This window comes from Nonomuraea sp. NPDC048881, assembly GCF_040649795.1.
Taxonomy (GTDB): Bacteria; Actinomycetota; Actinomycetes; order Streptosporangiales; family Streptosporangiaceae; genus Nonomuraea.
In genome coordinates this window covers 330,660-350,485 of the sequence record NZ_JBEZGC010000008.1, presented here as the reverse complement: position 1 = coordinate 350,485, position 19,826 = coordinate 330,660, and the positions used below count along the sequence as shown (strand labels likewise).

General features: G+C 68.7%; 18 protein-coding genes and 1 pseudogene. 12 read left to right on the top strand and 7 right to left on the bottom strand.

Going from position 1 to position 19,826, the window contains the following annotated elements; translation table 11 throughout:
• Positions 1 to 57: 57 nt before the first annotated feature.
• Entirely contained in the window at positions 58 to 1,134 is a 1,077-nt protein-coding gene (gene pstS, locus AB0C33_RS28815; RefSeq protein ID WP_358293421.1) for a phosphate ABC transporter substrate-binding protein PstS, read from the top strand.
• 103 nt (positions 1,135 to 1,237) lie between these two features.
• Entirely contained in the window at positions 1,238 to 2,197 is a 960-nt protein-coding gene (gene ppk2, locus AB0C33_RS28810) for a polyphosphate kinase 2 (protein ID WP_358293419.1), read from the top strand.
• 94 nt (positions 2,198 to 2,291) lie between these two features.
• On the opposite strand, the gene AB0C33_RS28805 is transcribed toward ppk2, so the two are convergent.
• Positions 2,292 to 2,789: a CAP family protein gene (locus AB0C33_RS28805; protein ID WP_358293417.1), complete on the bottom strand. Its 498-nt coding sequence runs from the start codon at positions 2,787 to 2,789 to the stop codon at positions 2,292 to 2,294.
• 247 nt (positions 2,790 to 3,036) lie between these two features.
• Here AB0C33_RS28805 and AB0C33_RS28800 point away from each other — a divergent pair, with 247 nt between their 5' ends.
• The 3 genes from AB0C33_RS28800 to AB0C33_RS28790 all read left to right on the top strand — a co-directional run bounded on the left by AB0C33_RS28800 (position 3,037) and on the right by AB0C33_RS28790 (position 4,997).
• Positions 3,037 to 4,143: a dipeptide epimerase gene (locus tag AB0C33_RS28800; RefSeq protein WP_358293415.1), complete on the top strand. Its 1,107-nt coding sequence runs from the start codon at positions 3,037 to 3,039 to the stop codon at positions 4,141 to 4,143.
• Positions 4,144 to 4,361: 218 nt separating this feature from the next.
• Positions 4,362 to 4,688 carry a hypothetical protein gene (locus AB0C33_RS28795; protein WP_358293414.1) on the top strand — a complete coding sequence of 109 codons (327 nt, stop codon included), beginning with the start codon at positions 4,362 to 4,364 and terminating at the stop codon, positions 4,686 to 4,688.
• Between the two features lie 78 nt (positions 4,689 to 4,766).
• Positions 4,767 to 4,997, top strand: coding sequence for a hypothetical protein (locus AB0C33_RS28790; RefSeq protein ID WP_358293412.1), 231 nt, complete (start codon positions 4,767 to 4,769; stop codon positions 4,995 to 4,997).
• Between the two features lie 260 nt (positions 4,998 to 5,257).
• Here the strand turns inward: AB0C33_RS28790 and AB0C33_RS28785 are convergent, their stop codons facing one another.
• A complete protein-coding gene (locus AB0C33_RS28785; protein WP_358293410.1) occupies positions 5,258 to 6,010 on the bottom strand; it encodes a TetR/AcrR family transcriptional regulator in 753 nt (250 codons plus the stop codon).
• A 69-nt stretch (positions 6,011 to 6,079) separates the two neighbouring features.
• Between AB0C33_RS28785 and AB0C33_RS28780 the strand changes: the two genes are divergently transcribed.
• The 4 genes from AB0C33_RS28780 to AB0C33_RS28765 all read left to right on the top strand — a co-directional run bounded on the left by AB0C33_RS28780 (position 6,080) and on the right by AB0C33_RS28765 (position 13,503).
• Positions 6,080 to 6,937 carry an NAD(P)H-binding protein gene (locus AB0C33_RS28780; protein WP_358293408.1) on the top strand — a complete coding sequence of 286 codons (858 nt, stop codon included), beginning with the start codon at positions 6,080 to 6,082 and terminating at the stop codon, positions 6,935 to 6,937.
• 210 nt (positions 6,938 to 7,147) lie between these two features.
• Positions 7,148 to 7,954 carry a sulfite exporter TauE/SafE family protein gene (locus AB0C33_RS28775; protein WP_358293407.1) on the top strand — a complete coding sequence of 269 codons (807 nt, stop codon included), beginning with the start codon at positions 7,148 to 7,150 and terminating at the stop codon, positions 7,952 to 7,954.
• A gap of 365 nt (positions 7,955 to 8,319) precedes the next feature.
• Positions 8,320 to 9,981 (top strand): hypothetical protein, encoded by a 1,662-nt coding sequence (locus tag AB0C33_RS28770; protein ID WP_358293406.1) that lies wholly within the window; start codon positions 8,320 to 8,322, stop codon positions 9,979 to 9,981.
• Positions 9,982 to 10,008: 27 nt separating this feature from the next.
• Positions 10,009 to 13,503, top strand: coding sequence for a hypothetical protein (locus tag AB0C33_RS28765; protein ID WP_358293405.1), 3,495 nt, complete (start codon positions 10,009 to 10,011; stop codon positions 13,501 to 13,503).
• A gap of 161 nt (positions 13,504 to 13,664) precedes the next feature.
• On the opposite strand, the gene AB0C33_RS28760 is transcribed toward AB0C33_RS28765, so the two are convergent.
• The 3 genes from AB0C33_RS28760 to AB0C33_RS28750 all read right to left on the bottom strand — a co-directional run bounded on the left by AB0C33_RS28760 (position 13,665) and on the right by AB0C33_RS28750 (position 16,099).
• On the bottom strand, positions 13,665 to 14,195 hold the full coding sequence (locus AB0C33_RS28760; protein ID WP_358293404.1) for a hypothetical protein: 531 nt from the start codon (positions 14,193 to 14,195) through the stop codon (positions 13,665 to 13,667).
• A 621-nt stretch (positions 14,196 to 14,816) separates the two neighbouring features.
• Complete coding sequence (locus AB0C33_RS28755) at positions 14,817 to 15,737, bottom strand: anti-sigma factor RsbA family regulatory protein (protein ID WP_358293403.1); 921 nt, start codon at positions 15,735 to 15,737, stop codon at positions 14,817 to 14,819.
• An 8-nt stretch (positions 15,738 to 15,745) separates the two neighbouring features.
• Positions 15,746 to 16,099 carry an STAS domain-containing protein gene (locus AB0C33_RS28750; RefSeq protein ID WP_358293401.1) on the bottom strand — a complete coding sequence of 118 codons (354 nt, stop codon included), beginning with the start codon at positions 16,097 to 16,099 and terminating at the stop codon, positions 15,746 to 15,748.
• A 350-nt stretch (positions 16,100 to 16,449) separates the two neighbouring features.
• Between AB0C33_RS28750 and AB0C33_RS28745 the strand changes: the two genes are divergently transcribed.
• Entirely contained in the window at positions 16,450 to 17,277 is an 828-nt protein-coding gene (locus tag AB0C33_RS28745) for an alpha/beta hydrolase (RefSeq protein ID WP_358293399.1), read from the top strand.
• A gap of 18 nt (positions 17,278 to 17,295) precedes the next feature.
• Here AB0C33_RS28745 and AB0C33_RS28740 read toward each other — a convergent pair.
• Positions 17,296 to 17,556: pseudogene (locus AB0C33_RS28740) on the bottom strand (MFS transporter); the annotation flags it as partial.
• A 346-nt stretch (positions 17,557 to 17,902) separates the two neighbouring features.
• On the opposite strand from AB0C33_RS28740, the gene AB0C33_RS28735 reads away from it, so the two are divergent.
• Together AB0C33_RS28735 and AB0C33_RS28730 are read left to right on the top strand one after the other, a co-directional pair.
• Positions 17,903 to 18,061, top strand: a complete 159-nt coding sequence (locus AB0C33_RS28735; RefSeq protein ID WP_358293398.1) for a hypothetical protein — start codon at positions 17,903 to 17,905, stop codon at positions 18,059 to 18,061.
• 153 nt (positions 18,062 to 18,214) lie between these two features.
• A complete protein-coding gene (locus AB0C33_RS28730; RefSeq protein WP_358293396.1) occupies positions 18,215 to 18,703 on the top strand; it encodes a hypothetical protein in 489 nt (162 codons plus the stop codon).
• Positions 18,704 to 18,818: 115 nt separating this feature from the next.
• On the opposite strand, the gene AB0C33_RS28725 is transcribed toward AB0C33_RS28730, so the two are convergent.
• Positions 18,819 to 19,826: a dihydrodipicolinate synthase family protein gene (locus AB0C33_RS28725; protein WP_358293395.1), complete on the bottom strand. Its 1,008-nt coding sequence runs from the start codon at positions 19,824 to 19,826 to the stop codon at positions 18,819 to 18,821.

The window sequence follows — 19,826 nt, the reverse complement described above, 5'->3', positions numbered from 1 at the left end:
CGAGGGCTTGACCCTGGGATGACGGGTCCGGACGCGTCCGGTTCATAGCCTTGTGCAATGGCAAGGCTGACATGGACGGCCAAGTCGGTCCTGGTCACCCTGCTCGTTCTGGCCGGCGGGGCCGCCGCCGCGGCCGGGGCCGTGTTCCTGAGCATGAGCAGCGAGGACGGCGCCGCTCCCGAGCCGGTGGTCGCGTGGCTGCACGGCTCGGGCTCGACCGCGCAGAAGGGCGCCATGGACGCCTGGACCGGCGAGTTCCAGCGCGTCCACCCCGAACTGCGCGTCGTCTACGAGGCCAACGGCTCCGACCGCGGCATCGAGGACTTCATCGCGGGCCGCAGCGCGTTCGCCGGCTCGGACGTGCCGATGACCCCGGAGGAGCAGGCGCGGGCCGACCGGCGCTGCGGCGGCCGGGCCGAGCACCTGCCGATGGTCGTCGCCCCGGTCGCGGTGGCCTACAACCTGGCCTCCGTGCCCGGCCTGCGGCTGTCCCCGGCGACCCTGACCGGCATCTTCACCGGGCGCCTCACCAGGTGGAACGCCCGCGAGATCGCCGCCGACAACCCCGGCCAACCCCTTCCGGGCACCCGCATCCACGTCTTCCACCGCTCCGGCCAGTCCGGCACCACCCAGAACCTCACCGAGTTCCTGCGGGCGACCGGCGGCTGGCCGCACCAGCCGTCCAGGACGTGGACCGGCGCCGGCCAGGGCGTGACCAGCTCCAGCGGCATGACCCAGGTGCTCCAGCACACCGGCGACTCCATCGGCTACGTCGAGTACGGCTTCGCGAGCAGCGCCCGCCTGAGCACCGCGGACGTGCGCAACGCCGCCGGGGAGTTCGTCGCGCTGTCGCCGGAGAACGCCAGCAAGGCCCTGCAGGGCGCCACGGTCGAGAGCGGCGAGCGCGGGCTGGTGCTGACGTTCGACCACAGGCGGCCGGTCCCGGGCGCCTACCCGATCGTGCAGGTCACGTACGAGATCATCTGCGCGGGCCGGGCGGAGCCGCTGGCGCGCGCCTTCCTCGGCTACGCCGCCGGCGACGCCGGCCAGTCCTACCTGGCCCTGTACGGCTACGCCCCCCTGCCGCACGACCTGCTCGCCCAGGTACGCGGCCGCCTGGGAGCAACGAGCTGAACGGCCCGCGGGATTTCCCGGAACAGTGCCCGCCGGCACGATTAGCCGGGCGCATCCGGTGAAGAGAGGACGCCATGAACGCGAACATCCGGTCGCGGGCCGCATGACCGGTCCAGGCGACGAGCAGCCCGTGGTCCTCGCCCCCCTGGCGGCCGCGGAGCACAGCGAACTGCTCGACACCACTCCCGGGTTGTGGGTGGACGACGGCGACGACGACGATCCGGTGCTGATGCGGGCCGACGGGCGGCCGGTGGACACCTGGCGGCAGCACTACCCCTACGACGAGCGCCTGTCCAGGGAGATCTACGAGCGGGACAAGCGGCTGCTGCAGATCGAGCTGCTCAAGCTGCAGTACTGGATCAAGGCCACCGGCCGCCGGCTGGTGGTGCTGTTCGAGGGGCGCGACGCGGCCGGCAAGGGCGGCACGATCAAGCGCTTCATGGAGCACCTCAACCCGCGCGGCGCCACGGTGGTCGCGCTGGAGAAGCCGAGCGAGCGCGAGCGCGGCCAGTGGTACTTCCAGCGCTACATCGCCCACCTGCCGGCCAACGGGGAGATCGTGCTGTTCGACCGCTCCTGGTACAACCGGGCGGGCGTCGAGCGGGTCATGGGCTTCTGCGACGTGCACGAGTACCTGGAGTTCATGGAGCAGGTGCCCCGCCTGGAGGACCTGCTGGTGGACTCGGGGCTGCACCTGGTCAAACTCTGGTTCTCGGTCTCGCGGGCCGAGCAGCGCACCCGGTTCATCATCCGCCAGGTGGACCCGGTGCGGCAGTGGAAGCTGTCGCCGATGGACCTGGCCTCCCTCCGCAGATGGGACGACTACACCCAGGCCAAGGAGGACATGTTCCTGCACACCGACACCGAGTCGGCGCCCTGGACCGTCATCAAGAGCAACGACAAGAAGCGCGCCCGGCTGGAGGCCATGCGCCACGTGCTCAGCCTCTTCGACTACGACGACAAGGACGACGAGGTCGTCGGCGTGCCCGACCCGCGGATCGTGATCTCGGCGGGGGACATCTTCGACGAGGACCACGTCGCCTCCCAGGGCACCGACCCGTGACCGTCCGACCCGTGACCGTCCTGCGCCGGTCGGCCGCTGGTGGTCAGGCGGCCGGTGGTCAGGGGGCCCTCGCCGCCCCCTGACCGGCCCGTCGTCAGGCGGGCAGGACGTTCTGGGGGTACTCGCCCTCGTAGTTGCCCGGGTTCTCGAAGACGAACACGATGTAGGTCTCGAACCCGTCGGGGCCCTGGCCGGCGACGCGGGCCGCGCCGACCCTCCTGGTGTCCTTCCAGACGAGCTGGCTGAAGTGGCCGGTCTTGGCCGGGTCGCCCGGCGGGTTCGCCCAGTTGTAGTCGGCGATCTCGTTGTACCAGGCGGTCACGGCGTCGCCGGCGGTCTTCGGCGTGGAGCCGGAGGACATGCCCCAGAAGATGTTCTCGCCGGTGGTGTCGCGCAGGCCGTCGTGGCCGGCCGACAGCTTCGCGTACTCCGAACGCGAGGACGCGCGCTCCTTGGCGTACTCGACGAGCTTGGCGTCCATCTCCATGGGGGGCGCGTGGTGCTTGGCGCGGTAGGCGTTGGCCTCGTTCAGTGCTTCGGCCAGGAAGCTGTCGCTGGTCGCGTCCGGAAGAGCGGGACGGGTTCCGGCCATCACGATCACCTCGTCGTGAACGGGAGAAGTGGGGACCACCGAAGCCTGCGCCCGGGCGGTCCGCCGGTCAACGTCCGGATGCGGCCAGGAGGCCCCGGCGAAAGGGCCGAATGAATTCCTGCCGTTGATTCTGAAATCAAATCCGGCGTGCTAGATTCGGGAGGCTTAAATGCTCGGGTAAGCATGAATTCCTGCTCATTGGAGAATGATGAGATCGCTGGTCGTCGAGCGTATTGAGATATTCGTCGTGGAATTGCCGTCCATCCGTTCGTTCAGCATTTCAGGCGGAAACGTCACCACCGAGGGGAAGCCCGCCGAGCGGGTTCTCGTCAAGGTGACGGCCGGTGGGGTGACCGGCTGGGGCGAGGCCACGCCGACGCCCGCCTGGACGTACGAGACCGTGGAGACGATCTCGACGACGATCGCCGGCTACCTGGCCCCCGCCCTCCTCGGCCGCCCCGCCTGGGACCTGGACGGCGCCTGCGCGGCCTACGAGAAGGTGATCAACCGCGGGCTGACGATCGGGTCGCCCATCGCCAAGTCCGCGCTCGACATCGCCCTGCACGACCTGCTCGGCCGGGCCCTCGGGGTGCCCCTCGGCGTGCTGTGGGGCCAGCGCCGCCGCGACCGGATCACGCTCGGCTGGATCGTGGCCGGCCAGACGCCCGGCGAGGTGCGGCAGGCGGTCGAGGAAGGGCGGGCGGAGGGCTACCACGCGTTCAAGGTCAAGGTCGGCCTGCACGACGAGGCGACGGACGTGTCCGTCGTCGCCGCCGTCAGGGAGGCGGCCCCCGACGCCCCGCTGTGGGTGGACGCCAACCAGGCCTACACCGTGGACGGCGCGCTGCGCATGGCCCGTCGGCTGGCCGACCTGGACGTCACGGCGTTCGAGCAGCCGCTGCCCGCCAACGACGTCACCGGACTGCGCCGCCTGCGCGACCACAGCCCGCTCCCGGTCGCGCTCGACGAGAGCCTGCGCCACCCCTCCGACCTGGCCACGTTCGTCAAGCTCGACGCCGTCGACATCGCCATCGCCAAGGTGCAGCGGTCGGGCGGGCTGACGTTGTCGCGCCGGCTGTGCCAGTTGGCCGAGGACGCCGGGCTGCGCATCATGGGCTCGGGGCTGACGGACACCGACCTGGGGTTCGCCGCCTCGCTGCACCTGTTCGCGGCGTTCGGCGTGGACACCCCGGTCGACCTCAACGGCCGCCAGTTCGTGCACTCGGCGTACGTCGGCGGCCCGACGGTGGAGGTCTCGGACGGCACGGCCCTGGTGCCCACCGGCCCCGGCCTCGGCGTCGAGGTGGACGAGAACGCCGTCCGCGCCCTGTCCACGGCCCACTGGACCGTCTGACGAACGAAGAAGCCGGGGCCGGGACGCGCGTCCCGGCCCCGGCGGGCGCAGTGCTTGGTGGCTGCGAGAGCCTGGCCAGGTCGGCCTGAGCACCTCCGTCATCTGTGAGGGGGCGGATGTAGATACTCCTAGTTCGTCTTCATGAGGATCGGCCAACGGCCGCCCAGAGTGCGTCCCAGCTTCCAGTCGAGGGCCGGATGCCTTCATGAGGAAGGAGGATGTACGGAGACCGTCTGCTCATCGCCACCCCGCTGATCGCCACTCTTGTGTTCGGGACGATGGGGGCCTCGAACGCCGCCGTCATTCCCAGGCCCGCAAGCACCGGCGACAGTCATGCTGCATCGACCTCGAAGGCCGTGCCGCCTGTCTGCAAGAAGATCTACAAGGACGAGCAGCCACCCTGCGTAGAAGGCTACACAGACGGATTCGAGGCCGGAAGGAAGTGCGGCCCGCCCCGCATGACCGGGCGATACTCCGACGCCGAGGCATACGACGTCGGCTACAACGCGGGCTACGACTCGGGCAGAAGGAACTGCCCGTCCTAGCCAACGGCCACGAGCCTGCCCAGCTGTCCACCTGGGCAGGCTCGCCCACACGGGACCGACCCGAGCCGAGGGAGAGCCATGATCGTGCGTTTGATGTTCGCTGCCGTCATGACGGCTGCCGCGACGGCCGGGGGCGCAACGAGGTTCGCCGCTACCGCCGGCACCACGCCGCCGCATTTCTCGCCGGCAACGTGTTCCGTGGCGGCGGACGGCTGCGAAAAGTTTGTTCGCCGTCGTCACCCGAAGAAGGTGGTGTGCCAGTACTGCTGGGATGAGGAGCTACAGCACCGCGTGCTGAAGCTCTGTTAAAGCCCGAGGACGCGCTGTCACACCCGAAGAAGGATCCGGGGCCGATCAAGCGATAGTCGACCATGAGCGGGTCCACACCATCTGGGGTGTCGGTAAGGATCGTGTAGCCGGGCTCAAGCGAGTAAGGTCCACTGGACGGGCTTGACATGAACATGAAGGTCGAGCACTACGACCTGCGGGAACACCGATGGGCCGGGAGTCTTCGCCGGACCCGGGCCTGCCTCAATCGCGCCACCGGCGCCGGACAGGCTGGCGGCCGATCATCCATCGCGCCGGGCCATCGCGGCGATTCCGTCGAGCAGGGCACGCAGGCCGAGGCCGAACGCGCTCACCGCTGCCTCGGCCGCGCTGCGGTCGAAGCCGCCGTCGTGCCAGGTCTGTTCGATCGCCGGGTAGCGCGCCGGGTCGAAGACGGTCTCCCAGAACTCTTGGCGGGCGGCCCACCAGTCATCGCCGGACACGCCGCTGAGCCGCTGGGCATGCGCGTGTTCGGCAAGGGTGGCGGTCGCGGCGTCGACGAACGTGACGACGGAGTCGCTCGCCGCGGACACCTCGGCGGCGGACAGCCCGGTCATGGACAGAGCGGCCAGCAGGAAGTCGGTCCTGGCGAGCAGCCCGGGACCGAGGGGCGGCCGTACGGTCGACACCATGCGCAGCCACGGGTGGCGTTCATGCAGGGCCATGTTCTGCTTCGCGTAGTGCTCGATCCGGTCGCGCCAGGGGCCGGATCGAGTCAGGTCGAGTTCCCGCCAGGCGGAGTCCACCATCAGGTCAACCAGTTCGGCCTTGCCGGGCACGTGGGTGTAGAGCGTCATCGTGCCGACGCCGAGGGACGCGGCCAGCCGGTCCATGGTCATGGCGGCCAGCCCTTCCCGGTCCGCCAGTGCCATGGCCGCAGCCACGATCTTGTCCAGGGACACCTTGGGTGGCCGGCCGCGGCCCGATCGAGCCTGCGGGGAACGCCAGAGCAGGCGCAAGGTCTCCCGGGGGTCTCCGCCACCGCTGCGTTCCACCAAGCCTCCCTTTTCCGTAGATCGTACGGTAACTTTTATCCGTAGGACGTACGGAAATGGAGGAAGCGCATGCGAGTGCTGGTGACAGGGGCAACGGGGAACGTCGGGCGGCACGTGACAGCCGGCCTGGCCGAGGCTCGGATCCAGGTCCGGGCCCTGACCAGGGACCCGGCCAGGGCCCGGCTGCCCGCCGCCGAGGTCGTCCAGGGAGATCTCACCGAGCCGGACAGCGTGCCGTTCGACGGCGTGGACCGGATGTTCCTCTTCCCGGAGCCGTCGACGGCGAAGGAGATCGTCGAACGCGCCGAGCAGGCCGGCGTTCAGCGGATCGTCGTGCTGTCGTCGGGGGCGGTCAGCGGCGGTTTCGACACGACCTTCCATCCACCGGTCGAACAGGCCGTTCAGGAGTCCGGTCTGGAGTGGACGCATCTGCGGCCGGGCGAGTTCGCCGCCAACAAGCTCTCGCTGTGGGGGCCGTCGATCCGGGCCGAGCGGCTGGTGCGGGACGCGAACCCGGACGCGGCCTGGTTTCCCGTGCACGAGCGGGATGTCGCCGACGTGGCGCTGAGAGCCCTGTTGGAGGAGGGGCATCACGGCAAGGCGTACGACATCAACGGTCCGGAGCTGATCAGCCTGCGCGACCAGGTGAAAGCCATCGCCGACGCGCTCGGCGAAGAGGTCGGGTTCGAGGAGGTCACTCCGGCGCAGGCGCGCGCGATCTACCTGGAGATCGGCGGATTCGCCGCCGAGAACGCGGACTTCCTGCTGGGCTTCACCGACTACGACGGCAATCCGGCCGATCCGGCCGACAGCGTGGACTTCGATCCGAGTGCCCTGGGCCCGCTGCCCACGGCTCAGGCCGTGACGGGCAACCCGCCACGGACGTTCGCGCAGTGGGCACGCGATCACGTCGAGGACTTCCGCTAGGAGATCTCGACGGGCATCTCGTGAGCTCTCTCCGGAGAGTACGGTGTCAGGTGAGTATCTAGGGTTCCGCCGCCCGGCCGGCATCATGCGGGCCGGGCGGGCCTGGTCCGAGCGATATCGCCGGCGGCTCCGGTGGCCGCCGGTCAACTGAAGGGACAAAAGCCTGGAGGTCGTGGTTCCCGCGAGCGTGGGAGCCGGAAAGGCCTCCTGGTGTGCCCGACCGTCGTGCTGTTAGTCCAGCATCTGCCCAGTGGGATCGCGCGTCAGAGCGCGTCGGCTCTTGAGCTGTCCACCGGCCTCATCCCCACGTTGCTGACCGCTTCGGCGCTGGCCTTCGCTCTGGCCTGGCTGTCGTCCGTGGGCGGCATGGGCGGCGGCGTGCTGATGCTGCTCGCCTTCACCGCCCTGTTCGGCCTTCAGGTGGCCGTGCCCACCCTCACGCTGACTCAACTGGTCAGTAACGGGGGCCGCGCCTGGTACAACCGGCGAGACGTCCGGTGGCGGGTCATCAAGTGGCATGCCCTCGGCGCCATCCCCTTCGCCCTGGCCGGCGGACTCCTCCTGCCCTACGTGCCGGGGGAACCGCTCAAGCGTGCCCTCGGCGCGTTTCTCATCGCCGTCGCCCTCTGGCGGCGATTGCGGCCGACGCCCGGCGCGCCGGCCGACAAGACGTTCGCCGCCGTCGGCGCCGGTGCCGGACTCGGCTCAGCCCTGTTCGGGGCGGCAGGACCGCTCGCGGCCCCGTTCTTCCTCGCCAAGGGGCTCACCGGCGCCGCGTACGTCGGAACCGAGGCCGCGGCCTCCCTGATCATCCATCTGACCAAGACGATCGCTTACGGCGCGGGCAGCCTGTTCTCCCTCCACGTGCTCCAGCTCGGCGTGGCCCTCACCCCGGCCATAGTCGCCGGAGCGTGGCTGGGCAAGAGGACCGTCATGCGGATGAACAGCCAGATCTTCGTGCTGGTCGTCGAGGCCGGAATGCTCGTCGCGGCGACCCTGCTGCTCGCAGGCGTCTGAGCCGGAACGCATTCCGGACGTACGCCGCGCCGTCGACCATCACCCCAGATCGGCCGGACGGGTGGGTTCCACCGACGCCAGCGACAGACCGCCCCGGACACACCTGCCCGGCGGGATCTGACATCTGATGTGCATATCCCGGGTTCCGCTTTACGGATCTTCGGAAACGGTAGCTGGCGGCGCTCATGGAGTCGAGTCAGTGAGTGAGTCTGCGATCTGACGGCTTTACCGCTCGTAGCGGCGAGCTTTTTGCCCGGGAATTCGCCAGGTGACGCATGCCGATTTCTACTGCTCTGGATGGATCCAGTCCAGGTGTAGCGATGTGCTTGTCTCGCGGCCACCTCCTCTTGTTAAGGAAGCGTTTCATGGGTGCTCAGGACTCCAATCTCTCGTCGACCGGCTTCGACTATGTCGTCGCGGTGACGCAGGACAGCATCAACGGCACCCTTGAGGAATACCTCTACAGCGGTCTGCCCGAGACCGTTCTGTGCTACGCCTATGACAGCAGTAACGATCCCGTTCTGGTCGACTTCATGGAATTCGTGGCCGGGGCCGGCAACACGGATCCTTTCACCGTGCCCGACGAAACGGCGCCCACGGACCCGAGGGTGCAGAATCTCAGCAACGCCGGTTTCGCGTTCGCGATCAAGGCGAAGCTGGGTGTTCCGGCCGGCTTCGATCCCTCTTCCCTGCCACCGATCATGGTGTTGAAGCCGGGACAGTCGTACGTGACGTACACGCTGATGTTCAGCGAGTTCGTCGCGACGAACCTCACCTACGGTCCGCGCGGGCCGATGGCCTGGTTCAACCAGTCGCAGCCGTCCGGCACGAGCTGGACCTTCTACGGCCCGGTCGACCTGAACTTCCAGGACACCTCGTTCACCAGCCTTCCCTCGGACGTGCAGGAGCGGCTCAAGGGCATCGGCGACCCCGACATGTTCGGCGTCCAGCAGCTCTACTACGACCTGAACAGCTCCGCCCTGGAGCAGGGCTTCCAGTTCGACGAACTTCCGTCGAACAGCCCGCTCAACGGGTTCATGACCGCCGACTTCATCGACACCTACTGGAAGGAGCTCGGTGGCGCCGAGATTCTCGGTTACACCGCGACGCAGACGGCGCCGGTCGAGACCTCGCTCGCGGTGACGGACGTGAACTTCTTCACGCCGGACGCCATCGGCGGGGACGGCGCACCGCTCACGCTGAACTATCTGTGCGCCACCGGCAACGACCAACTGCCGGACACCACGCACGCCGGGTTCGGCTGGAACTGGATCGAGCCCGGCGAGGTGTCACAGTACGACGGCGTGGCCGCGCTGAACCGGAACACGTTCGCCGGCTTCCTGCTCAATTACAACAGCGGCAACGGGCCGACGTTGCTCGAATACATCGAGGGGAACTGCCAGCGGCCGGAGGTGACCTGCCAGTGCAGTGGTCAGGAGATCAAGGAATACTATTTCTATTTCTTCCCCGACCGGCCGACGATGGCCTTTCCCTCGTCAGGCCCGCAGATCATCACCGCCACCTTCTCGCAAAGCGCCTCGGACAAGTGCGGCGGGCCACTCCTCGGCGGCTCCATGAAGCTCACCTTGTCCTACGACATGACGGTGAGCGTGCAGGACGACACGATGACGATCGTCCAGCACCTTGTCCTTTACACCTACATCGAAGACCAGGGGACCGGCGACGGCGGCAATGTCGTCGACAAGACGATCACGGACGTCTACACGATCGGAGTCGACGACATGGGCCGGATGGCGATCCCCGCGCCGGACTCGACCACGGTCGACGACTCCAAGACCCCCGGCGTGAACGGATTCCTGAACTGGTTCACCGGTATCAACGATCTCCTCGATTACGTGACGCAGGCCTCGCAGGCACTCGCCGCGACCACACTTGCGGATGTTCCGGCCTCGGTCATACAGAACTTCATCTTTCCGGGCGGAGCCTCGTTCTCGTTCTGCGACGCCGTCTTCTCGGACAACCAGGACCTTGTCGGTCACATCACGTACGCCGACCCGACGCTGTGACCTCTTTCCAGGAGCGGTGACATTCCCATGAAGATCTTCTTCGACTCCGAGCTGATGGAGAACCACAAGGCCGCCGTGGTCATGGCCCCCGACAAGGCCTTCGAGGTGCTCCAGTCGCAGGACGGCGACGCGCTCTTCTTCTCGATCGGCACCGACGGCGTCTGCTACCTCACCCGCGAGGTGACCGAGACCTCGACGGGCTGGAACAGGATCGATCTCAGCAGCGCGTTGTCGGTGCAGAACGACGGTGCTCAGGTGACGGCCAAGGCGTTCGCCGTCACCCAGAACGTCCAGACCCTCGCCATCGACATCGCGCTCGTGGTGACCGTCGGCGGCGCGGACGGCCTGTACCTCTCCATCGGCAACGCGAACACGGACGCGGCATGGGCGGACGGCGTCACCTGGACGGCCGTCCCGTTCGACGCGGGCACCGCCCCGGACCCGCTCGTCATCGCCGACGTGAGCATCATGAACATCCCCGGGCCCGGCGGCTCCGGCGCTGTCGAGAACATCTTCGTCGACATTCTGCGCCGGCCGGACAGCCCGCTGCTCGACCGCTACTACATCACGCCCGGCACGTCACCCCAGTGGAAGCCGCACAAGCTCGCCGCCGACCTCGCCGCCGGCAGCATCGCCAACTGCCTCGGCCAACGGCCGAACGACCCGACCACCGGCTTCCACGTTCCCGGCATCTACACCTTCGGCACGATCAGCGACGAGACGCAACTGCTCTTCACGCCGCAGTACAACTACTTCCGGCCCGCGAACCCACCCGACCCCGCCCGGCTGATGCCGCCGTCGGGGGCCACCGCGATCGCATCCGCGCTCAACGGCTCCGGCGTGACCAATCTGTTCGTCGCCGCCACGGACGGCCTGTACGTCTTCGCGCCGGACAATCAGTACGACCGGGCGACGCCCGTACAGATCGTGGCGAACAGCCTCTTCGCCGGCGCCGGCACGCTCGCCGCGGCGACCGACGCCAAGCGGACGGCGGTCTGGGGCCTCGGTCCGCAGGGCACCTTGTGCTACGTGAGCTGCCCGGCGGGCAGCGAGGCGGACCCGGCAGCGTGGTCGACGCCGGTGCCGTTGGTGCCCGACGCGGAGCAGTTCGCGTTCTTCCTGAACGTCGGCGCCGGCACCAGCGTGCTGTTCGCCGACGTGGACGGCCAGGACCTCGTCCGACTCACCCAGGATCCCGTCACCACCGACTGGCTCCAGCGCTCCATCCTGCTGCCCGCCACCGTTCCGGACGACGTGATCACCTGCAACAGCTTCACCACCCACGTCACCGTCACCGACGACAGCGGTCTCGCGGCGCCGAACACGGCGGTCGCGGTGACGGCGACCAGCCCGGTCAGCATCTATCTGAACGACGTGTACCACCTGCTCTCGACGACCGTGCCGGTGAACACGACCACCGACGCGACCGGCGTGCTGACCGTCGTCCAGGAAACGCAGTCCCTGGCCGCCGTCTGCTTCCGCGTCGTCCTGACGGATGCGCCGGACGTCGTGGCCGAGGTCAACCCCATGAGCAACGCGACCGCGACGCTGGAGACCGTGCAGACGGGTGACGACCTGCGAGCCGTCATGGTCACGGACGCGGACGGAACGCGGCAGCCGCTCGTGCCGTCCGGCGTCTCCACGGCGGACAGTGACGCGGCCGCCCAGGCCATCGCGCAATTCATGGAGATCAACGCCGGACTGCCGCAGGACGGCTCCCGGCAGACCTCCGGCGACTCCGCCACCTCCAAGGCCAGGGCCGGCCGCACGCCGCAGGTGTGGGGCCTCTCGTTCGCCGGCGGTGGGCTCGCCTATCACGAGGGCGCCGGTGCCGTCGAGCACCTCGCCCCCGGGACGCCCGGGGAGGCGCCTCTCGGCATCGGTTCGGACATCTCAGTGGCGATGGGTGACTTCTTCTCATGGCTGCGGGACGGCTTCGAGGACGTCGAGAAGTTCGTCGTACAAGAGGCCGAGGGCATCTACCACTTCGTCGCGACGATCGCGGGCAAGGTCTACGACGTGTTGCTCGACTGCGTCGCCGCGGTCGTGCACGCCGTGGAGTTCGTCCTCAACAAGATCATGGTGTTCTTCGAGGACCTGATCAAGTGGCTGGGTTTCCTGTTCGTCTGGTCGGACATCGTGCGCACGCACAACGTGCTGAAGAACCTCTTCACGCAGTACCTGGTGAAGTGCGTCGACGGGCTCGACGGCGCGGAGACCCAGGTGCGGAACGTGTTCGCCCAGGTGCAGGGTTATGTCGACACGTGGGCCGGCCTGCCGGACGACATCCCGGCGAGCCTGGGCGACACCAGCCGGAGCAGTGCCATGGCGGCAGCCACCCCGATGCCCGGCCAGAACAGCCCGCAGAGCAATTGGGGGCTGTTCCAGCTGAAGAGCAACGCGGCCAACGGCACCACGACCGCCCAGCCCAACCAGGGGGTCACGGGTGACGTGACGGCCACGCTGCAGCCGCTGGTGGACGCCCTGAGCAGGGAGAAGGACATTTTCGAACTCGCCCTCCAGAGCTTCAGGACCGACGTCATCGACAAGATCGACCAGCTCACGTTCACCCAGCTTCTCGAAGAAGCGATCGCGATCATCATCGACGCGCTGTTGCAGAGCGTCGAGAACGTCCTGATCGCGGCGATCAACGTGCTGGCCGAGCTCGTCGAAGGCTGCATGGAGATCCTGAACGCGACCCTGGAGATCCCCGTCCTGTCGTGGATGTACAAGAAGGTCTCCGGCAACGACCTCAGCCTGCTGGACGCCGCCTGCCTGGTGGCCGCGATCCCGGTCACGCTCGGCTACAAGCTCGTCGCCGACGCCGCGCCGTTCCCGGACGACGCCACCACGACCGCGCTCATCGACGCACCGGACTTCGCGACCATCCGACGGCTCTGCGCCTCCACGCCCGCCCCGTCCACCAGGCCGGTGAGCGGGCAGGCCCAGAAATCAGTCGACGACGTCATGGCGCTCACCGGTGGTGTCGGCTCCCTCATCGGAGCGGTGTCGCTGAGCATCTTCCAGCCGCTGGCCAAGAAGTTCCGGGACAGCGAGGTCTTCCCGATCATCAACGGCCCGTCGTACCTGCTCTACGTGACTCCCGACATCGTGGGGCAGCTCGCCGAGCCGAAGAACCCGCAGTGGTGGGACATCACCAACCAGGTCCTCGGAGATCTCATGACCGTGAAGGCGGTCGTGGACATGTGCGTCGGATTGACCGAGGAAGGGTCGGCCGCGGACAAGGTATGGGGTCCGGTGACTCCCTACCTGGACGCCGCCGCGAACCTCGTCTGGAACGCGCCGACCCTCGGCGCGTTCGCCTGTTCGGAGGGAGACACGATCGACGAACTGAATGTCTGGGGCGGCACCTGTTTCAACCTCAACGGCATGATGTCGCCCGTGCTGGCGGACGACGAGGACCCCGTCTCCTGGGGCATCGCGGTCGGCGTCGCAACGGTGCTCAACCTCGCCTACGGCTCGATGTCCTGCGCGTCCAGCGCCCTGACGTTCAAGTCCTGAAGCACGCGCCGGCATTCGAGACGGAACGGACGAAGGCCCCTTACCGCTCGGGCCTGCGCACCGCCTGGCCGCGCTGCATCCGGGGCCGACCCCGACCCCGCCGGCCGGCTGCTCAGCCGTGATCAAGGGATCCCGCCGCATGGTCACCCGAGCCAGGATGGTCATACGCAGGTTGGAAGGTAGCGGCTCGTGGAGACGAAGTCGCTGATGGAGAGGGAATCAACCGCACTCAACCTCGTCACCTCATCCGTTGTGACCGGTTCCGCGCCGAGCCCGGAAGACCAGAAGCGGGAGTGCGGGTCGAGCGGGTTGACAATGACGACGAGCGTAGTCCAGCCCTTGGCCTTGGTGAGGGTCCGTGTGCGCTCCTCATCGTGTTGCACGTGGTAGTCGAGCTGGCTGCACGCGGGAGCGTCGAAGGTGGCATAGTGCTCAGGCCTTTGCGCCTTGTCGCTGTAGGACAACACGACATGGACCTGGACAGTGGTGGGCAGGGCGTTCCCGTTCTTGACGGTGATTGTGCCCCCGGTCATGAGGGGGTCGGCGATATCTACTTCGCCCGGTTCAACGTTGATGCGCAACGCGAAATCACGCTGACTGGCCCGATCGGACGCTGTCTTTGCCCGCTGAACATCCGATCGCTGCTGTTCACTGACGCGCAGAGCGTTCATGGAGACGATGAACGCGGGCACGGACATGAGGCTCCCGGTGATCCCCGCGATGGCAGTCCAGAGCTGGATCGAGGTGAGTCTGCGACGAAGATGCCGACCCGCCCGACGGCGAGTGGCAAGTCGTCTGATGGTTCGAGTGGAGAGGCGGGGATCATGGTTGTGTCCAGGCATGTGCTCAGCGTGGAGGAACTACTCAGCATCAGAGGCGGATCGGCGTGTTGTGCTGTGCTGTCCTGGATGGTGTCGGTATGCGGTGAAACGTCTGGACGGACGAACGTAAGAGAGCATCGGCTGGACGATCTGCCGCAAGATGCGAACAGGGCACAGCCCGAGGCGAGACCGGACGAGCGCGGGGCTCGGAGCCGCGCCACCGGGTCTTCGCCGAAGGCAGACCCGCGCCGATGGGGTAGCCGACTCCTACAGCGGCAGTGAGCAGTGGCCATGGTGACGGGACGGCCTCCGTTGTCGTTGGTGACGTAGCCCGTGACTCCTCGGAAGGCTCACATGTCGGGTTGAGCAGCAAGAAGAAAACCTGCTTGAAGAACGATCGTCGGCGGCCGGCATGATTCGCAGCTGACCCCGGCCAGTAGCCGTACGGCGGCGAGCGGGCGCGGCCGCCGGCCCGGTGGCAGCCCTCGTGCCTTACAGGCCGAGGTAGAAGCGTATGACCGTGCCGTCCTCAGAGGCGTGGACGCGTACGAGATCAGCCACATAGTGCACCAGCAGCAATCCTCGGCCGCCGAGCTGCGTAGGATCGGGCGGTCTGCGGCCGGCCAGCGGGTCCGACAGCCGTCCCGCGTCACGGACCTCGCACACGAACTGTCCGGCCTCGGACCAGACCGCCAGCGTCCCCTGTCCGCCGCCGTGCCGCACGCTGTTGGTCGTCAACTCGGCGACCGCCAGTTCCGCATCCCCCAGCCGCTGCCCTGTAAGCCCCAGCCGCATGGCATGGGCGACGGCGAACTGCCGGACCGCGGGGAGCTGCGGATCCGTGAAGGAGAAGACGGCTGCGTCCGCCGCGGGCACCAGCATCTCGTTGTAGCGGGCGACGACCGCCCGCCAGTCGTAGGCGTCGCTCGCCTCCTCCCGGCCATTGCTGATGACGGTGGGGTGGGTGATCCGCGCATCGGCGATCACCTCGGCGTCCAGCCGCCCCTCGTCATACGGGCACAGGATCGTCGCCGCCCGGCCCTCGAAGGCCGCGTTGATCAGCGCCTCGTGCTGCGCGCACGCAGGGTATTCCGCCGCGCTGCGCCCGGCCCAGATCGGCTCGCCGATGATCCGCACGCGTCCGTGCGGGTGACGATCGGCGAAGCCGCGCAGCACGCGGGGGATGATCCGTCCAGGGTTGCGGCCGACGTCGGTCATGTCCAGGAACGTGATGCCCTCGGCGTCGGCACCGAGTCCCGTCTTGATCAGTTCGAGGTTGGGGCCGGGCACCGCCACGGCCGCCGGCTCGCCGATGGCCAGGCCCTCCCGCAGGAACGCCACCGTCTGCTGGGTGTACTCCTGCTCGGTGCGGTAGAAGAGCGCAGGATGCGCGAATGCCTCGCTCGGGGTCATCGTGCTCATCACTGCGCTACCTCGATCTGCGGCAGGTTCGGCCAGAACATCTCCAGCAGCCGCGGCAGCTGCGGTGGCGGCCCCTCCACGACGACCCGCCCCTCGGGCAGGCCCATGGCGGCGATCGCCAGCGCTGTCACCCCGGCAACGTCCATGAACGTCACCTCCGACAGCTCCACGTGCGAAACGCCCGTGTGCCGGCGAGCCAGCCCGGACAGGGCCTCCTCCCAGACAGTGCGGGTGCTCGCGCTGATCTCGCCGCTGACCCGGATGCCGGGACGATCAGGCATCGGGATCACTGCCAAGGCGACCTCGGCCGGAACCGCGGGGCTCAGACCACCGCCCGCATGCGGGACACCCACGCTCGCACTCCTTCACCATCTGCCCGCCCCTGACATCGCACCTCGCCAGGACAGAAAGGACACGCCTGTGCGCCCGGGCAGTCTACCTGGGGCCGGGCCGGCGGGCGCCGGAGGCGGTGCTCGACGTCTTCGGCACCGTCTCCAACACCTGCTGTGCGCCTGGGCCGTCCCGGCGCAAGCGCCGCGGAGGTGCGGGCGGCGGCGACCGACGCCCGTGCAAAAGAGTCCGCCGGGCCCGTGTCGCGGCCGTGGGACCTCGATACGGCCGTCACGGTGACGGCCGCCGGTCCTCGACTGCGCGGGAACATTTGTCCAAGACCGGCGGCCGGCCGCGCGTGCAGAGTCGCCGCATGAGTGAATACGACATTGAACGTTCGCATGGGATGCACGTGGTCCATGACGGCCCGCGGCAGGCGCCGCCGTTGTTGCTCATCCACGGGTCGGGGGCCTCGGGCGGTTTCTGGGGTCCGGTGGTCCCGGCGCTGGCCGGTCACCGTCACGTCATCCGGGTCGACCTCCCGGGTTGCGGCCAGTCCCCGCCCGCGCCGTCGTACGACGTGCCCGCGCAGGCGGGTCGGGTGGCGGCGCTGCTGGACGACCTCGGGCTCCGTCACGTCGCCGTGGCCGGGCACTCCAGCGGCGGCTACGTCGCCACCGCGCTGGCCGAGCAACGTCCCGACCTCGTGGGTTCGCTTGCGTTGATCAGCAGTGGCCCGAGCCCGGACGCGCTCCTGCGGCAGCCGTTCATCCTCCGGGTGCTGCTGGCCCCGCCGTTGGGCCCGCTCATGTGGCCGAGGCGTTCGGATGCGATGATCCGCAAGGGGATCAGCGCGACCGCCGTTCGCCCCGTTGACCTCCCGGACGACGTGGTCGCCGACGTCCGGGGCATCACCTACCGCGTGATGAGGACGGTGCTGCGCCAGAACACCGCCTACATCGCCGAACGGAGCGTGCCCGAGCGGCTCGCCGTCCTCGGGGCCCCCGTGCAGGTGATCTTCGGTGCTGCCGACCCCCGTTGGGACCCGTCGTCGGCGCGCCGATACGACGCGGTGCCGGGCGCGCGGGTCGAGCTGCTGCCCGGCGTCGGGCACCTGCCCATGCTGGAAGCCCCCGAGACGATCGGCGAACTGCTGCTGGACTTCACGGCGGCGGGGCCGACGACGACCCGTGATCCCTGATGCCTGGACTGGCCACGTGCCGCCTGCCGGACCGCGCCACATCCTGCCGGCCGCGTCGAGCGTGGCGAAGCCAGGCGCCGCGCCCGCGAGCGCGGAGGCGGCCGCGAAGACGGCGAGGGCTCCGGCGAACGAACGCTTGTACCCGATGCGGTCGGCGATCCGCCCGCCCGTGAGCAGGAAACCCGCCAGGGCCGTCGTGCAGGCGGTGACCACCCAATGGCGGTCGGCGTCCCCGAAGCCGAGATCGCGCTGCACCGACGGCAAGGCGACGTTGACGATCGTGGCGTCCGATGCGGCGGGCGTACGGGCCTATAGCGGCTCTACAGCGGATCCATAGCGCGGGCGCGCATAGTCAGTGATCAGCCCGTCCGGCTGGACGCGGCAAGCGGTTCACCAGCGCCGGCCAAGGGCGCCGGCGGGCCCGATGCCGATTGTCTGGACGGCCGAAGGGGCTGGCTGACAATCAGCGGTTCGGTGAGGCTGAGGTCCCGCCGGCGACACGGCGATGCGGGGGAATGCCGACGCAGCAGCTGACCGGGCGGGGCGGCCCGCGTTGTGCACTGAATCCGTGGCCGCCCCGGGGCGGTCGGGAGGTCACACATCAACAGCGACGAGAGGTGACGGCATGACCAGGACGACGCTCAGACTCGCCGCGATCGGGCTGCTTACCGCAGCCGGACTCGCCCTGGCCGCCGGCCCCGCAGCCGCCAAGGAGGAACCCTGGCCCAGCTCGGGCGGGATCGCCCCGATGGGCAACGACTACTGGCCGCACAGCGGGGGGTGAGGTGTGCGACGCGGGCCGGACTTCCGGCACGGACTCTGATGCGCGGACAAAGTGATGGCATATGCGGCGGCGAACCATCTCTGCGAATCCGCGAGCGCTCGACTTTCGAAGGTCAGACAAACACGGGACGGTGTCATGCTCAGACTCAAGGCCGTGATCGCAGCGATCATCATGGCGCCCCTCGCCAATTCGTTGCTCGTGACCCCGGCCGCTCATGCGGCCACCAGCGGCGAATGGAAGACGTACGGCCCCTACAGCTTCGTGTTCGACCTCCCGAACAAGCTGTGCATGCTGTCCATCTCCGACGGCAAGACCTATGAGGGGAACTGCGCGCAAGGCGGCGCCAGAGCTCGCTGGCACGTCCGCCACAACACGGTCACCCACATGGTCGTACTCCACAATGTCAACTACGACAAATGTCTGAATGTCGATAGCGGCTTCACCGTCACCACCGGCCCCTGCGGCAACGTCTGGAGCCAGCAATTCAACGAGGAAAAGATCTCGGCCGGCACCAGTCAACACAGTGGCCGTTATTGGTACCAGCCGGTGGCTGACGCGAGCAAATGCCTCCTGAGAGGCTGGCGTGTCGGCTCCTGCAGCGAAAATGGAGCCATATATTACCAATACTATAATGCGCCGTAAGTAACCTCTGTGGCGGCCCGATGAATGGGGGCCCCGCTGCGTGTGCCGTCCATGAGCGGGGCCCTTGCACCCCCTTCGCATGGAGAGTGCCGCGGGATCGGGCCGGGCTTCGGTCTCAGCGCAGCCAGTCGTCCAGGCGGGCGGCGACGAACGTGTCGTCCACCATCCAGGGATAGGCCGCGCTCACCCGCGCGATCTCCTCGGCCTGCCCCGGTGACAGGCCCTCGTCCGGGTCCAGGCACCACGTCCCGGCCAGCAGGCCCTGGCGGCGCAGCACCTCGTGCACCCCGGCGATGCAGCCGCGGAAGCCGCCCGCCACGTCGAACACCGCGCCGTTGGCGTCGGTGAGGTCGCCGGCGCGGGCCAGCAGGGAACGCAGCACCTCGTCGTCCCCCGCCCACGCCCGGCGCACCTCGTCGAACATGAGCACCGCCGCCCGCGTCCACACCGCCCACTGGCCGAGCAGCCCGCCGACGATCCGGCGGCCCGCGACAGGGGAGAGCAGGTCGGCCAGGATGTTGTCGTCGTTGCCGGTGTAGAGCGCGATGTCGTCGCCGCGCCCGGACGCCGCCACCGCCCTGACGACGTCGAGCGTGCGATACCGGTCGAAGGGCGCCATCTTGATCGCCACCACCGACTCCTGCTCGCTCAGCGACCGCCAGAACGACGGGCCGAGCCGGCGTCCGCCCACCGCCTCCTGGAGGTAGAAGCCGACCACCGGCAGCACCTCGCCCACCGCCCTGGCCCGCGCCAGCAGCTCCGGCTCGCCCGCCCCGGGCACCTGGGGCGACAGCAGCACGGCGTGGTAGCCCAGCGAGGCGGCGAGCTCGGCCTCCGCCACGGCCTGGGCGGTGTCGCCGCACGCGCCCGCGACCATGACGAACGGCCGCTCCGCCTCCTTCGCCACGACCTCGGCGGCCAGCTCCAGCACCGGCCGCAGCAGCCCCGCCCGGCGGATCTCGAACTGCGTCGTGTGCACCGCCACGGCCGCGCCGCCCGCCCCCGAGGCCAGGTAGTAGCGGGTGAGCGCGCGCTGGCGGCGCTCGTCCAGGGTGCGCCCGCCGGTCAGCGCCAGCGGATGGGCGGGGATGACCGTCCCCTCCCGCAGCAGGCCGATCGACAT

Bases quoted from the DNA above. Each gene is read 5' to 3' on its own strand.
- AB0C33_RS28805 (WP_358293417.1), bottom strand. From the start codon at position 2,789: ATGGCCGGAACCCGTCCCGCTCTTCCGGACGCGACCAGCGACAGCTTC.
- AB0C33_RS28755 (WP_358293403.1), bottom strand. From the start codon at position 15,737: ATGACCCCGAGCGAGGCATTCGCGCATCCTGCGCTCTTCTACCGCACC.
- AB0C33_RS28725 (WP_358293395.1), bottom strand. From the start codon at position 19,826: ATGTCGATCGGCCTGCTGCGGGAGGGGACGGTCATCCCCGCCCATCCG.
- AB0C33_RS28770 (WP_358293406.1), top strand. From the start codon at position 8,320: ATGGGTGCTCAGGACTCCAATCTCTCGTCGACCGGCTTCGACTATGTC.
- pstS (WP_358293421.1), top strand. From the start codon at position 58: ATGGCAAGGCTGACATGGACGGCCAAGTCGGTCCTGGTCACCCTGCTC.
- AB0C33_RS28735 (WP_358293398.1), top strand. From the start codon at position 17,903: ATGACCAGGACGACGCTCAGACTCGCCGCGATCGGGCTGCTTACCGCA.
- AB0C33_RS28790 (WP_358293412.1), top strand. From the start codon at position 4,767: ATGATCGTGCGTTTGATGTTCGCTGCCGTCATGACGGCTGCCGCGACG.
- AB0C33_RS28795 (WP_358293414.1), top strand. From the start codon at position 4,362: ATGTACGGAGACCGTCTGCTCATCGCCACCCCGCTGATCGCCACTCTT.
- AB0C33_RS28745 (WP_358293399.1), top strand. From the start codon at position 16,450: ATGAGTGAATACGACATTGAACGTTCGCATGGGATGCACGTGGTCCAT.
- AB0C33_RS28765 (WP_358293405.1), top strand. From the start codon at position 10,009: ATGAAGATCTTCTTCGACTCCGAGCTGATGGAGAACCACAAGGCCGCC.
- ppk2 (WP_358293419.1), top strand. From the start codon at position 1,238: ATGACCGGTCCAGGCGACGAGCAGCCCGTGGTCCTCGCCCCCCTGGCG.
- AB0C33_RS28780 (WP_358293408.1), top strand. From the start codon at position 6,080: ATGCGAGTGCTGGTGACAGGGGCAACGGGGAACGTCGGGCGGCACGTG.